Source organism: Oricola sp. (assembly GCF_022763245.1).
Classification (GTDB): domain Bacteria; phylum Pseudomonadota; class Alphaproteobacteria; order Rhizobiales; family Rhizobiaceae; genus Oricola.
Genome location: NZ_JALEGV010000036.1, coordinates 41,756 through 55,211 on the forward strand (window position 1 = coordinate 41,756; position 13,456 = coordinate 55,211).

A 13,456-nucleotide genomic window follows, 5' to 3' on the forward strand; every position below is an offset into this window, starting at 1 on the left:
ACTCTGAACACGCCTAGAGGAGACAAGTCGCATGGCGAAAATCACATACATCGAGTTCGGCGGGAAACAGCATGTGGTCGACCTTCCGAATGGCGCGACCGTCATGGAAGGAGCGCGCAAGAACGACATTCCGGGGATCCTGGCCGATTGCGGCGGAGCCTGCGCATGTTCGACTTGCCATGTCTATGTTGACCCGGAATGGATCGACCGCCTGCCGCCAATGCAGCCCATGGAGGAAGATATGGTCGATTATGCCTATGAGCCTGATCCGGCACGCTCGCGGCTTGCCTGCCAGTTGCAGGTGACCGACGATCTGGACGGCCTGATTGTCCAGATGCCGGAAATGCAGAACTGAGCCGGGCTGGAGCGCGTCTCCCTCAGGCGGGCTTTTCCGGCCGGTCGATGAGCTTGCGCATCAGCCGCAGGAGTTGATTCCGCTCTTCGGTATCGAGCGGTTCGAGGAAACGATCCTTGGCGCGCGAACTGTGCGGACGAACCTCATCGAGAAGTTTCGCGCCGTCGTCTGTGAGTTCCACCTGCCAGGCACGCGTGTCTGCCGGATTCTTCTTGCGGCGGGCCAGTCCATGCTTGATCAGGCGTGCGATGATCTGGCCGGTTGTGGCCTGGTCCAGTGAAACGCGCTCGGCGACGACCACCTGACCGATTCCCGGGTTCTGTTGGAGCGTGATGAGCACGATGAGCTGTTCGGGAGTGATGCCGTAGGATTTGCATTCTTCTGCGAAAAACTCTCGTGACAGCTGCGAACACTGCCGGACCAGATAGCCCGGCATTGTGTTTATGTCCCTGATCAGACCGGCAAATTCGTCGGTTTCTTCGGTGTCGCATGGCATGCGGCTTTGTCTCCTTTTCAATTCGAATTGGCAAGCCTCGACGGTCCGGGCTTGCGTCCGGCAAAATCTATCTGTAAGAGATGCTATGTACACTTAGGATCTTGCGCGGCGGCCCTGTCGCGGTCCAAGAAAGGGAGGAGTGACATCATGACAATCAGGGACTTTCTTGCGCTTCCGGTCTTCGCGACCGCGATGCTCGCGGCGATGCCCGCCATGTCCGACGGCTTCTATGAAGGCGAGACGATCACACTGGTCACCAATGTCGGCGCCGGCGGGTCCACCGATGTGCAGGCGCGACTCTTCGCCAAGCATTGGAAGGACCACATCGAGGGTAATCCGGATTTCGTCATCGAGCCGATGCCGGGTGGCGGCATGCTGCTTGGCATAAATTACCTGATGGGTGCCGCGGACCCCGACGGGTTCACGCTGGGCTTCGTCGCGCCGAACGTGACGACCCGTCCCCTCGGCCCAGAGGCGCAACGCGTCGCCTATGAAAATTTCGAGGTGATCGGCTCGGTCAACGTTCCGGTCATCGCCTATGCCCGCAACGATGTGGGTTCCGGTCTGAAGGAGCCGGCCGATATCACCAAGGTCGGGGAGGTCACGGTAGCCGGCTTCCAGCCGCGCTCGAGCTTCGACATGAACTCGCTGATCGGCCTCGAACTGCTCGGTGTCGAGACGAAATATGTCGCCGGCTTCGGCGGCGGTTCCGCCCTTATGGCCGCGCTTCTGCGCGGGGAGGCAGATATCGGCACCACCGGTCTCAACAGTTACCGCGTCGGTATCATGGAGAATTTCGTCAAGCCGGGACACGGCATTGGCCTCTGGACGATCCCGGCTGTCGATGAGAACGGTCAACCGATCGACGATCCGGAGGTTGCGGATGCGCCGCCGTTCCATGAACTCTACAAGCAGGTCAGGAACGAGGAGCCGTCCGGTCCTGCTTATGACGCGCTGATGTATATCAACAACGGACCGACGCTGATGGTCGTTGCGCCTCCCGGTACGCCGGAGGACCTGATCGCCGAGCTTCGGGAGACCTTCCTGGAGACGACCACCGACGCCGAATATCTGGCCGATGTCGAGAAACAGGTGCATCTCAAGCCGGTTTTCTTCAACGCAGAGCGCACCAAGCAAATGATCGACCGTGCGCGTACGCTCAACGAGAGCGAGCCGGAAATGGCGAAATACCTGGCCGATCTGATCGCGAAATATTCCGAGTAGGTGCTGTGAACAGGCGGGCACCGCGCCTCGCGGTGCCCGTATTCGCTCGGGATTTCAGGACGACAACGTATGTTTGACAGCATGATTCAGGGCCTCCTGCAGGTTCTGGCCTGGCCCACTTCGGGCTTTCTTCTCCTCGGCGTGCTGGCGGGGCTTTGGCTGGGCGCCGTGCCTGGGCTTGGCGGAATCATCGGCATTGTCGTCGTCCTGCCCTTCACCTTCGGCATGGAGCCGGCATCGGCCTTTGCGCTGTTGATCGGCCTCTACGCGGTGACCGCGACTTCGGACAGCATCGCATCGATCATGCTCGGCATTCCCGGAACGGCAGCCTCCCAGGCGACGGTGATGGATGGCCATCCGATGGCCAAGAAAGGCGAGGGGGCTCGTGCCCTCGGAGCGGCGATCACCGTATCCGGCTTCGGCGGCATCATGGGAGGCATCGCGCTGGCGCTGTCCCTGCCGCTGGCGCTTCCGATCATTCTCGCCTTCGGTTCTCCGGACTATTTTCTTCTTGGCGCCTTTGGATTGCTGCTGGTCGGCGCGCTGAGCGGCACTGCGATTGCGCGCGGCCTTGCCGCTGCCGGCATTGGTCTGCTGCTTTCGCAGATCGGCTATCCTGTGCGATCGGACGTCCCGCGATACTGGTTTGAAACTTATTACCTGATCGACGGACTCCCGCTGGTCGCCGCCGTGCTTGGGCTGTTCGCCCTTCCGGAACTCTTGGGATTGACCGTGTCGCGGTCCTCGATCTCCTCGGTCGAGGCCAGCACAGACATGCGAAGCGGTATGCTGCAGGGCGTTCGCGATGTCGTTCGACACCGCTGGCTGGCATTCCGTTGCTCGATCCTCGGCGTCTACATCGGCATGCTGCCGGGCCCGGGGCCTTCCATTGCGGACTGGATCGCCTATGGCCATACGGTGCAGAGCGCCAAGGACAAGTCGCAGTTCGGCAAGGGCGATGTGCGCGGCGTCATCGGTCCGGAAGCAACCAACAATGCCGTGAATGGCGGCTCGCTGATCCCGACTGTCGCGCTCGGCATTCCGGGAAGCGCTGGAATGGCGATCCTGCTGGGCGCGTTCATGCTGCAGGGTCTGAGCCCCGGTCCGGCCATGCTGACCACGCATCTGACCACGACATTCACGCTCGTCTGGACACTCATCCTCGCCAATATCATCGGCGTTGCGGTCTTGTTTCTCCTTGTGCGTCAACTGGCGAAAGCGGCCTTCATCGACGGGCGGCTGCTCGTGCCCGCCGTAACGCTTTTCGTCTTCATGGGATCGTGGCTGTCGCAGCCGCATATCGGCAGTTGGCTCACGCTGTTGGGCATGGGCGCGCTCGGCATCTGGATGCGCCGGGCCGGCTGGCCGCGTCCGCCGCTTGTGCTGGGTTTCGTGCTCGGGCCGATCATGGAAAATGCCTTTGTTCTGTCCATGCAGGCATTCACCCCGATGGAACTGCTCAGCCGCCCGATGACGCTCGGCCTTGCAGCGCTGCTGATTGTCGCCACGGTCTTCACAGTCCGGGGACTGCGCCGAGGCGAGCAGGTGCAGGTCGACCGTGACGACACGCATAAGGATGGCGATCCGGTCGCGGGCTGGCTGTCGCTCTTGCTGGCAGCTGTCTGGGCAGGCGTCTGCGTGTGGGCCTTCATCGAGGCGCAGTCCTTCCCGCTTTCGGCGAAGATTTTCCCGGAGGTGATATGCGGCGTTTCTTTTGTGGCAGCACTGTTCGTGCTGGCGAAGGATCTGCGCGGGCGATTGGCCGCGCGCGGAGCGACCGGTCAAATCGATTTTCGGCAGGACATCCGCACGCTGGAATTCCTCGTCTGGTACGCGGCGATACCGGCAGTGTCGTTCGTGATCGGGCAGATCGTCGCCCTGCCGCTTTTCATCGCGGCCTATCTCAAGCGTTGGGGCGGATACGGACCCATCGCGATCCTCATCTACACCGCGGCTGCAGTCGCCATCATGGTGGGTGTTTACCAAACGCTCCTGCACGTGAAGTGGCTTCGTCCGATGATCGACCTCTGGTGAACAGGAGCTTCCTGCAATGACCCAACCGCGCACAATGTTCGAAAAGATCTGGTCCGACCATGTCGTTCAGGATCTGCAGGACGATTTCGCGCTGATCCATGTAGACCGTCACATCGTCCACGACCTCGGCGGGCGCGGTTTCGGCCAGCTCAACGACCAGAAGCTGACGGTGCGCAATCCGGAGCTCACATTCGCGACAGCCGATCACACGGTCACGACCCTCATCGAACGGTTTGGCGTGGAGAGTCGTGACAATCCCTTCATCGAGAATCTGCGCAAGAACGCCGAGAAATTCGGTTTCGAGTTCTTCGATACGCCCGACGACCGCCACGGTATCGTTCACGTCCTGGTGCCGGAGCAGGGTCTCGCGCTGCCGGGCATGACGCTCGCCTGCGGCGACAGCCACAGTTGCACGATTGGAGCACTCGGCGTGCTTGCGTGGGGTATCGGACAAAGCGAACTGGTGCATGTCCTGGCCACCCAGACCAGCGTGCAGCGCAAGCCGAAGACCATGCGCATACGCCTCGAGGGCACGCTGGAACGATGGACGACTCCGAAGGATGTCATCCTGCATCTGATCGGAAAGCTTGGCGCCGCCGGTGGCAGTGGCTATGCCGTCGAGTTCTGCGGGCCGGTGATCGATGCGATGCCGATGGAGGGCCGCTTCACGATCTGCAACATGGCGATTGAGATGGGCGCGCGCTTTGCGCTGATCGCGCCGGACGAGACCACAATTTCCTTTCTGGAGGGCCGCCCCTATGCCCCGGCCGGCGCGGCATGGGACGCCGCGGTGGCGCAGTGGCGCGATCTGCCTTCCGACGAAGGCGCGACGTTCGACCGGGAGTTCACGCTGGATGTCACCGGTCTCTCGCCGCAGGTTACCTGGGGAACAAGCCCGCAAGACGTCATCTCCGTCGATGACACGATTCCTCTGCTCGACCGCTATGGCGACGAGGGACAGCGGCAATCGGCGAAAGCGGCGCTCGAGTATGTTGCGCTCGAACCGGGCCGGAAGATGGAGGGCACCCCCGTCGACTGGGTCTTCATCGGCTCCTGCACCAACGCGCGGATCGGCGATCTCGAGGCCGCCGCCTCGCTGGCGCGTGGTCGCAGGGTCAAGGACGGCGTGAAAGCCTGGGTGGTGCCGGGCTCGCGTGGCGTGAAGCGTTCGGCCGAAGAGAAGGGTCTCGATAGAATCTTCATCGAAGCGGGCTTCCACTGGGGCGAGCCGGGCTGTTCGCTTTGCGGCGGCAGTGGCGGCGGCATGGCGGAGAAGGTTCCGCAGGGCCAGCGCATCCTGTCCACCAGCAACCGCAACTTTGTCGGCCGGCAGGGACCAGGCAGCCGGACCCATCTGGCAAGCCCGCTGACTGCCGTCGCGACCGCCATCAGGGGCCGGATCGCGGATGTCCGCCATCTTGGAGACGAATGAAAATGGAACCTGTCATCAAGGTCTCGGGCGTTGCCGCCCCGCTTCTTCGCGACAACATCGATACCGATACGATCGCGCCGGGCCAGCGCCGGTCGCAAGTCGGCAAGGCTCGGCCGCTGAGTTATGACGCCCGACAGCTCGCGGAGATTCTGTTTTCGGCATGGCGTTACGACGATGCCGACGAGGAGAACCCGGAATTCGTGTTGAACCGCGAGCCGTGGCGCTCGGCCCGCATCCTGATCGTCGGCGACAATTTCGGTTGCGGCAGCAGCCGGGAGACGGCGGTGGAGGCGCTTTACCACTTCGGAATCCGAGCGGTTATCGGGATCAGCTTTGGCGAGATATTCTACAACAATTGCTTCAAATGGGGTGTTGTGCCGGTCATCCTTCCACGGACCGAGGTGGAGCGTCTCGCAGCCCAGGCCGAGGAACGTCCGGACAGCGTCTTCGAGGTCGACGTCGAAAAGCAGAGCCTGACGAAGCCGGATGGCGGCGTTCTCTCCTACCGGATACCCGAGTTGCGCCGACAGCAATTGCTGCACGGACTGGACGAGATCGGCATGACGCTGCGTATGGCAGATGAAATACAGTCGTTTCAGGACCGCCAGGCCGTCACCAAGCCTTGGGTTCATCGCCGGTAGCGCAATTCGAAGCTGTGATCGAAGATCGTCGGCGAGCGGGCCGATCGCAGCGGATTGGCAATTGACTCCGAAATTCCTGCCGATCACATCGCATCGTTCCTTGGCTCGCGCTGCCCGATCGTCATGTTCGTTGCATCGATGGCCAACGGGCCCTTGAGGTCGTGTTCCATGGCAGTGCCGGCGATCCCGCGACCTTAGGCGTCGAGGACCAGCCAGAAAAAGAACGGCGCATAGGTGATGTCGGCGACCTGAAGCATGTTCGATTGATGGGCATGGAAGTTCCTGTCGACCAGGTCGTTGGCTGGCCGCAATCGGGCGTCGCGGAGCGCTATTCGCATGCAAGGCGGGCCGCAGGCTCGACGCCAGTTCGACAAGCTTCAACGTTCAAGACACCAACGCAGCGTAACGTTTTGCGCAAAACCGGTTGATCCGACGGCACGATCAGGCGATCAACCGATGAGCGGCAGGCCGCTGGGTAAGTATCGACTTGGACCGATAGGGCGCTGTGCCCGATTGTTGGTGGGAGCGTGGCGTGCAGGGCAAGCGAGAGGAATTTGATCGGCTGGGGTTCTCGATCGAGCGGGGATTGCTCACCTCCGCGGAATGCCGCGCTGTTCTGGCCCATGAGAAGAATGAGTCCGGCGTCGCGCCGGAGCCGTGGGCGAAGGCGCGGGCCGCCATTGATCCGTTTTACCATCGGCTCGGGGCCGACGAACGGTTTCTCGCGCTGCTTCGGCCGCTACTCGGCGAGGACATCGTGCTGTGGGGCGCCGACCTTCTTCTGCGCGCACCCGGCGTCGTCCACCCCTGGCACTGCGACATCGAGAGCTGCGGTGAGGATGGCGGCTTCGTTTCGATCTGGATCGGCCTGTCCCATACCAACAGGAAGTCGGCGCTCAATCTCGTTGCCAGCTCGCACAAATTCGGAACCACGATCCAGGAACAGGCCCACATTCACGGTCTGAGGCGCGGCGAGGGGACGGATGCCGATGTCGTCGCATGGGCGCGATCTCTCGACCCGGCAACGACGCTTGTCGCGCCGAAGGTGGGCAATGGCGATGCCATCCTGTTCGACGGCCGGCTCTGGCACGGGAGCCGAAATACGCGCAGATACTTTTCCCGCACCGCGATTCTGTTGCAATATGCGCGGGCCGATCGCGCTGTCCGCATGTTCGATCCCGCCCATCTCGAATGGCCGTTGCGCACCCGCCAGGATGTCTTGCCGCCGGTGGTCGTGGTTTCGGGCCGTGCGCCCGAGGGCCTGAACGCAATCGTCGAAGCGCCGCTTGCCTCCTGAGCCTATGTCCTTTTCCTTCATTCGCCAGATCGAACGCTTCCCGGCAAACTCCGAATCTTCCGGCTGGACCCCGCATCCCCTGCTGCACAGGACGACGCCCTCGGCGGGCGCCCTGACGTGCCACTTTTCCGTTCTTGCCCCCGGCAAGACACCGCATCCGCCTCATGTGCATGTGGAAGACGAGATCCTGATAGTGCTGGAGGGCGAGGCGGAGATCGTCATGGCAGACAGTCCCGGCGATCCCGATCCCGTTGTGGTTCCAATGGTCCGGGGGCAGTTCTCCTACTATCCCACGGGCCAGCATCACACGATCCGCAACGCGTCGGATTCGGACGTCGTCTACCTGATGTTCAAATGGGCTGACGACGGACGGGAGACGGCGCTCGAACGCTGGTTGCGGCGCATCCGGAGCAATCGTCGGATCCTGACAACGGAGACGTTCGATCTGCGTCCGATGCTCGAAGTCGAAGCGGGTAGCGGTTTTGCGCCGACCCTGGTCATGGAAGGGCCGACGCGCTGGCTCAAGCGACTGCACTGCCATTTGTCCCGCCTGAAGCCGGGCGCCGGATACGAGACGCATTCGGATTCGCATGACGTCGCCATCGTCCTGCTCGATGGAGAAATCATGACGCAAGGGAAGTGCTTGAAAGACCGTGGCGTCGCATTCTTCGAAGCGGGCGAACCGCACGACATGCACAACCCCGGAAACGATACAGCGGCCTATTTCGTTTTGGAATTCCATCGCTAGAGTGGTTTCCGCATCCAGTCCGGGGACTTCAGGAACGTGATGAGAAGTCGTTGGCGGGCAAGATCGGCGGCCATCTGTGTAATTCGCAACGCGGCCGACCTCGTGCCCGTGCTCTGCGGGCATTATCTTCACGCCGGCTTCAATCGTCTGGAGTTTCTCGATGACGGTTCCACGGACGGCACCGGAGAAATACTGCACCGTATTGCGGCGGCGACGCGGAAAGTCATTGTCCGCAACAATCCGTTGGACGTGTTCGATCAGCGAGCCCTGATCAACGAGATGGCGAACCGTCTGATCGGCGACGGATACCGCATCATCTTCCCCTTCGATTGCGATGAATTCTGGCTGGTGGATGTGGCCACGCTCGCCAAGGCCATCGGTCCGTGGTCCTCTGACCTCGTCATTCGCGGCAAATGGGCGAATTTCGTTCAGATGCGCGAGCACCATGTTTCCACGCCTGCGGCACTTGCCGACATCCGCTACCGCGTCGCAGCGGAGGATGCCGCCGACATGGAAGACGTCATCAACTGGCGGCGCGGCTTCGTCTCGTCACAGCAGTCGAAATCGGCCGTCTTCTCTCGCTCTACCGTCGCCTTTTCGAAAGGCCAGCATGTGCTCGATGAAGGCCCTGAAGCCGTACACGCGGAGCAGTTTCCCATCCTTCACGTTCCGCTGCGCAGCGCGGGCGAAATCCTTCTGCGCGGGCAGGATCACGAGCCGCGAAGGGCGATGGTCCGGTCCAGCTTCATCGAGTCCTGGCAATCGCGTTTCTTTGCCGAAGCGTTGCAGGATGGCAAGGCAGACGCGGTGTGGAGAGCGAACAGCGCCGACGAGCACGGTCAACTCGATCTCCCAGGCGGTCCCGTCGCGCTGGTGCCGGATGACAGGTTCCGGCAGACGGTCGCTGCCGCCTTGCAGCATCTGGAGGCGGTCACCGGGCTGCGGTTCGACTGATTTCCGGGTTCATCAGTTACAGCGCCGCGCTGGCGTCGAACCTCATGACCGATCAGGCCGCATCCGCTCGCTGAGACGGCTGTCCTTCAATTCCCGCTGCATGCGTCATCACCCATTGCCAAAGGGGAGGGGTTTGCGATAGCGTTCGCATTGCGAACAATTGTACGATTTTGTGATATCGCTTGATGCTGGGATTGGTCATGAACCCCTATGCCGGGCTTGGAGGCGCGGTCGGGCTGCACGGCTCGGACGGTGCCGGCACGATTGCCGAAGCCTTGCGCAGGGGCGCGCAATCCCCGGTGCCGGAGCGGACGCGCCGTGCCATGGAGACCTTTCGCCGCGAAGGAGGCGGGGCCGTGCTCGCGGGGCCTGGCCCGTTGGGAGCGGACGTCCTCGACGAACTGGGCATGCCGCATGAGACAATCACGCTCGAACCCCGGGGCGGCGCGCAGGACACGCGCGATTGTGTCTCGGCCATGACGGATGCGGTGGATCTCATTCTGTTTGCCGGCGGCGACGGCACGGCATGCGACGTCGCCTCCGCGCGCACCGGCGATGTCCCTGTGCTCGGAATCCCCGCCGGCGTGAAAATGCACTCCGCGGTCTTCGCGCGGTCGCCTGAAGAAGCGGGCAGGATCGCGGCCCGCTATCTCGCGGCCGCCAGGCGTCGGCGGGCGCAGGCCGACGTGATGGACATCGACGAAGACGCGCGCCGCGCCGGCGTTCTGTCGGCGTCGCTCCATGACGTCGTTCCCGTTCCCGACGTCGGTCTGCGATTGCAGGGCCCCAAGGCACGGACAAGCGGCGACATCTCGGAACTCGATCCGGCGATCGGCGAATATGTGCGCCGGATGATGCCCTCGATCCTCTTTCTCGCCGGGCCCGGAACGGCGATGGCGGCGCTCAAGGCGCGTGTCGGCGGCGGAACGCTGCTTGGCGTGGATGCCATCCTCGACGGAAACATTGTCGGGAGAGATCTCTCCGAACAGCAGATCCTCGACCTGCTCGAACAGCAGCCGGAAGCGCGGATCGTTCTGAGTGTGATCGGCGGTCAGGGCTTTCTGCTCGGCCGCGGCAACCAGCAATTGTCCGCGCGCGTCATCCGACGCGTCGGTCCGGCCAATATCGACATCCTTTGCCAGGGCGCGAAGCTCGCCGCACTCCATCCGGTGGAATTGTCCGTCGATACGGGTGACCGCGCGCTCGACGCCGAACTGGCCGGATACAAGCCCGTAACGACCGGTGCCGGACGGCAGCAGGTCGTGCGCATTTCCTGTTGAGTGAACGAATATGGAGAGACGCCCGTGACAAAAGCACATCCCTGGATGGCCAATTCGGTCCAGGGGATCAAGGACGAGATGATGGCTGCGCTTGGCGTGGACAATGTCGATCAACTCTTCGCGCAGATCCCCGCCGACCACCTGACCAGCAGGCCGTTCGACCTGCCGCCGCAATTGGCGTCGGAAGTCGAACTGGCGCGTCACCTCGACGATCTCCTGTCGAAGAACGCCAATGCCGCCGACAATCTCTGCTTCCTCGGCGCCGGAGCATGGCCGCACTACGTGCCCGCGATCTGCGACGAGGTGGCGAGCCGCAGTGAATGGGTGACCTCCGTGTTCGGCTCCCCGACATCCGACCACGGTCGCAATCAGGCCTGGTTCGAATTCTGCGCGCAGATCGGCGCTCTGGTCGAAATGGATTTCGTCGGTCTGCCCGTCTACAGCTGGGGCTGCGCGATCGGCCATGCCGTTCGCATGGCGTCGCGGACGACCGGACGGCAAAAGGTCGCCGTGCCGGCGGCGATGGACCCGGAACGCCTCTCGGTTCTGCGCAACTATTGCGAGCCGGCGGAAATGGCCAGCCACATCGAAATCGTCGAGATCGCAGTCGGTCCCGACGGCCGGATCGATCGCGACGACCTGGCGGCCAAGCTCGACGAAACGGTCGCCGCGCTCTATTTCGAGACGCCTTCCTGTCACGGTGTGATCGAGGCCGATCCTGCGGGGCTGTGCGCTGCGGCCACGGCGGCAGGCGCTGAGGCGATCGTCGGTGTGGACCCGCTATCCCTCGGCGTTCTGGCGGCGCCCGGCTCCTACGGTGCGACCATCGCGGTCGGTCCGACCCAGCCGCTCGGCATTCACATGAATTGCGGCGGCGGCGTCGGCGGGTTCATCGCAAGCCCAGACGAGGAGCGTTACGCGCGCGAATACCCGACCCTCAACATCTCCATCACCGAGACGGTCGCGGAAGGCGAATATGGCTTCGGCCTGACGCTGTTTCACCAGTCGTCCTACGGCTCGCGCGACAAGGGCAAGGACTGGACCGGCAACTCGGTCTATCTCTGGGCCGTTGCGAACGCGGTCTACATGTCGGCCATGGGGCCGGAAGGCTTCCGTGAAATTGGCAATCTGATCCTTGCCCGCGCGCGCCATGCGGCCGAGAGCATCGACGCGATCGACGGCTGTTCCGTCGATCTGTCCCGGCCGTTCTTCAAGGAATTCGTCGTGCAGTTCGACGCCGCGGATGTGGCAAAGGTCAACCAGGCGCTGCTGGCCGACGGCATCTTTGGCGGAAAGGACATCACCGGCGAACCCGGCGTGGTCGGCAATGCCGCCCTTTTCTGTGTCACGGAAATTCACACCGAAGCCGACATCGAGCGGCTCTGCGTCGCGCTGAGGGAGGCCGTCCAATGACCGCACCGATTTCCAATCGCTCCAAGGCCCGTTTCGAGGGCTACCATGCCGCCCGCTGGGCAGAACCCGTGGTCATGGAACTGAGCCATCCGGGCCGTCGCGGTGCCTTGTTCGCCAAGCCCGAGAGTGTGCCTTCCGTTCCCGAGGGCGCGCGGCGCGGCAAGGCACCGGAACTGCCGGAGATGACGGAGCACGATGCCCTGCGGCATTATCTGCATCTCAGCCAGATGACGCTCGGAATGATGGGTGTATCGCTCTTCGGCACCTGCACCATGAAGTACAATCCGCGCATCGGCGAGCGTGCCGTCGCGGGCAAGGGTCTGGCCGAAGTCCACCCCTATCAGCCGCCCGAGACCCTTCAGGGCATCATGGAGATCTACGCCAACTTCAACGACTTCCTGTGCGAAGTGTCGGGCATGGATCAGTTCGTGTTCCAGGCGGGCGGCGGTGCCGATGCGGCCTACACGCATGCCTGCGTGACGCGCGCCTATCACGCTAGCCGCGGCGAACTGGAACAGCGTGACCAGATCATCACCACGATCCAGACCCACCCGTGCTCGCCCGCGACGGCCAACACGGCCGGTTTCGAGGTAATCACGCTGACGCTTGAGGAGAACGGATATCCGTCGGTCGAGCAGCTGAAATCGGTGGTCGGCCCGCGCACGGCAGCGCTCATGGTCAACAATCCCGACGACATGGGCATCTACAATCCGGACATCAAGGAATGGGTGCGCATCGTCCACGAGGCCGGCGGCCTGTGCTTCTACGATCACGCCAATTTCAACGGCGTGATGACCAGGCTTCGCGCCCGTGAACTCGGTTTCGACGCCTGCATGTACATGCTCCACAAGACGTTCGGCGCGCCCAAGGGCGGCGGCGGTCCGGCTGTCGGCGCCTATGGCTGTTCGGCGGAGCTGGCGCCGTTCTTGCCGTCCCCGCTGGTCGTGCGCGACGGCGACGGTGTCCGCCTCGACGAAAACCGTCCGCAGTCGATCGGCAAGATCCGCGAATTCTGGGGCAACGCGCCGCAGGTCGTCAAAGCCTATGCCTGGGCGCGGGCGATGGGCGCGGAAGGATTGCGCGAGGCGGCGGATCTGTCGGTCCTCGCCAACAATTACATGGACAAGCGCTTGTCGAAGGTCGCCGGCGTGTCACGTTCCCACGAGCATATCGACGCGTGGCGCATGGAAATGACGCGCCATTCGGTCGAGCAGGTGACGAAGGACACCGGCTGCACGGTCGTCGATATCGCCAACCGCATGACGGATTTCGGCATCGACGCGCTTTGGCTGAGCCACGAGCCCTGGGTCGTCCCGGAGCCCTTCACGCCGGAGGCCGGCGAACTCTGGTCGAAGGAGGATATCGACTACTGGATCGACGTTCTGGAGCACGTCATTCGCGAGGCCTATGACGATCCCGAGATGGTGAAGACCGCGCCGCACAAGGGAGCGATCCATCAGCTCAAGGGTGACGCGCTCGAGGATCCCGATCGCTGGGCGACGACATGGCGCGCCTATCTGCGCAAGAACGCCAGCAAGACGTAGAAATGAAAGAGGCGGCGCCTGCGGGCGCCGCCTCTGCC

General features: G+C 63.0%; 13 protein-coding genes. 11 read left to right on the forward strand and 2 right to left on the reverse strand.

The features are described from left to right. Positions 1-31: 31 nt before the first annotated feature. Complete coding sequence (locus tag MRY80_RS16290; protein WP_293292107.1) at positions 32-355, forward strand: 2Fe-2S iron-sulfur cluster-binding protein; 324 nt, start codon at positions 32-34, stop codon at positions 353-355. Positions 356-377: 22 nt separating this feature from the next. Here the strand turns inward: MRY80_RS16290 and MRY80_RS16295 are convergent, their stop codons facing one another. After that, positions 378-851 (reverse strand): MarR family transcriptional regulator, encoded by a 474-nt coding sequence (locus tag MRY80_RS16295; RefSeq protein ID WP_293292108.1) that lies wholly within the window; start codon positions 849-851, stop codon positions 378-380. A 147-nt stretch (positions 852-998) separates the two neighbouring features. On the opposite strand from MRY80_RS16295, the gene MRY80_RS16300 reads away from it, so the two are divergent. From MRY80_RS16300 to leuD, 4 genes are all read left to right on the forward strand, one after another. Continuing rightward, positions 999-2,075 (forward strand): hypothetical protein, encoded by a 1,077-nt coding sequence (locus tag MRY80_RS16300; RefSeq protein ID WP_293292109.1) that lies wholly within the window; start codon positions 999-1,001, stop codon positions 2,073-2,075. Between the two features lie 69 nt (positions 2,076-2,144). Next, positions 2,145-4,109, forward strand: coding sequence for a tripartite tricarboxylate transporter permease (locus MRY80_RS16305; RefSeq protein ID WP_293292110.1), 1,965 nt, complete (start codon positions 2,145-2,147; stop codon positions 4,107-4,109). Positions 4,110-4,125: 16 nt separating this feature from the next. Beyond that, the gene (gene leuC, locus MRY80_RS16310; protein WP_293292111.1) at positions 4,126-5,541 is read left to right on the forward strand and encodes a 3-isopropylmalate dehydratase large subunit; all 1,416 of its coding nucleotides are present in this window, start codon (positions 4,126-4,128) and stop codon (positions 5,539-5,541) included. A 2-nt stretch (positions 5,542-5,543) separates the two neighbouring features. After that, positions 5,544-6,182 (forward strand): 3-isopropylmalate dehydratase small subunit, encoded by a 639-nt coding sequence (gene leuD / locus MRY80_RS16315; protein WP_293292112.1) that lies wholly within the window; start codon positions 5,544-5,546, stop codon positions 6,180-6,182. Positions 6,183-6,376: 194 nt separating this feature from the next. On the opposite strand, the gene MRY80_RS16320 is transcribed toward leuD, so the two are convergent. Beyond that, positions 6,377-6,520: a hypothetical protein gene (locus MRY80_RS16320; protein ID WP_293292113.1), complete on the reverse strand. Its 144-nt coding sequence runs from the start codon at positions 6,518-6,520 to the stop codon at positions 6,377-6,379. Positions 6,521-6,714: 194 nt separating this feature from the next. On the opposite strand from MRY80_RS16320, the gene MRY80_RS16325 reads away from it, so the two are divergent. The 6 genes from MRY80_RS16325 (at position 6,715) to gcvPB (ending at position 13,418) form a co-directional block, all read left to right on the forward strand. After that, a complete protein-coding gene (locus MRY80_RS16325; RefSeq protein ID WP_293292114.1) occupies positions 6,715-7,479 on the forward strand; it encodes a phytanoyl-CoA dioxygenase family protein in 765 nt (254 codons plus the stop codon). Between the two features lie 4 nt (positions 7,480-7,483). Next, positions 7,484-8,227 (forward strand): cupin domain-containing protein, encoded by a 744-nt coding sequence (locus MRY80_RS16330; protein WP_293292115.1) that lies wholly within the window; start codon positions 7,484-7,486, stop codon positions 8,225-8,227. Positions 8,228-8,266: 39 nt separating this feature from the next. Further along, positions 8,267-9,181 (forward strand): glycosyltransferase family 2 protein, encoded by a 915-nt coding sequence (locus MRY80_RS16335; protein WP_293292159.1) that lies wholly within the window; start codon positions 8,267-8,269, stop codon positions 9,179-9,181. Between the two features lie 185 nt (positions 9,182-9,366). Continuing rightward, on the forward strand, positions 9,367-10,461 hold the full coding sequence (locus MRY80_RS16340) for an NAD(+)/NADH kinase (protein ID WP_293292116.1): 1,095 nt from the start codon (positions 9,367-9,369) through the stop codon (positions 10,459-10,461). A gap of 24 nt (positions 10,462-10,485) precedes the next feature. Then, entirely contained in the window at positions 10,486-11,874 is a 1,389-nt protein-coding gene (gene gcvPA / locus MRY80_RS16345; protein WP_293292117.1) for an aminomethyl-transferring glycine dehydrogenase subunit GcvPA, read from the forward strand. Next, complete coding sequence (gene gcvPB, locus MRY80_RS16350) at positions 11,871-13,418, forward strand: aminomethyl-transferring glycine dehydrogenase subunit GcvPB (RefSeq protein ID WP_293292118.1); 1,548 nt, start codon at positions 11,871-11,873, stop codon at positions 13,416-13,418. Before gcvPA ends, gcvPB begins: the two co-directional genes overlap by 4 nt. Positions 13,419-13,456 lie beyond the last annotated feature (38 nt).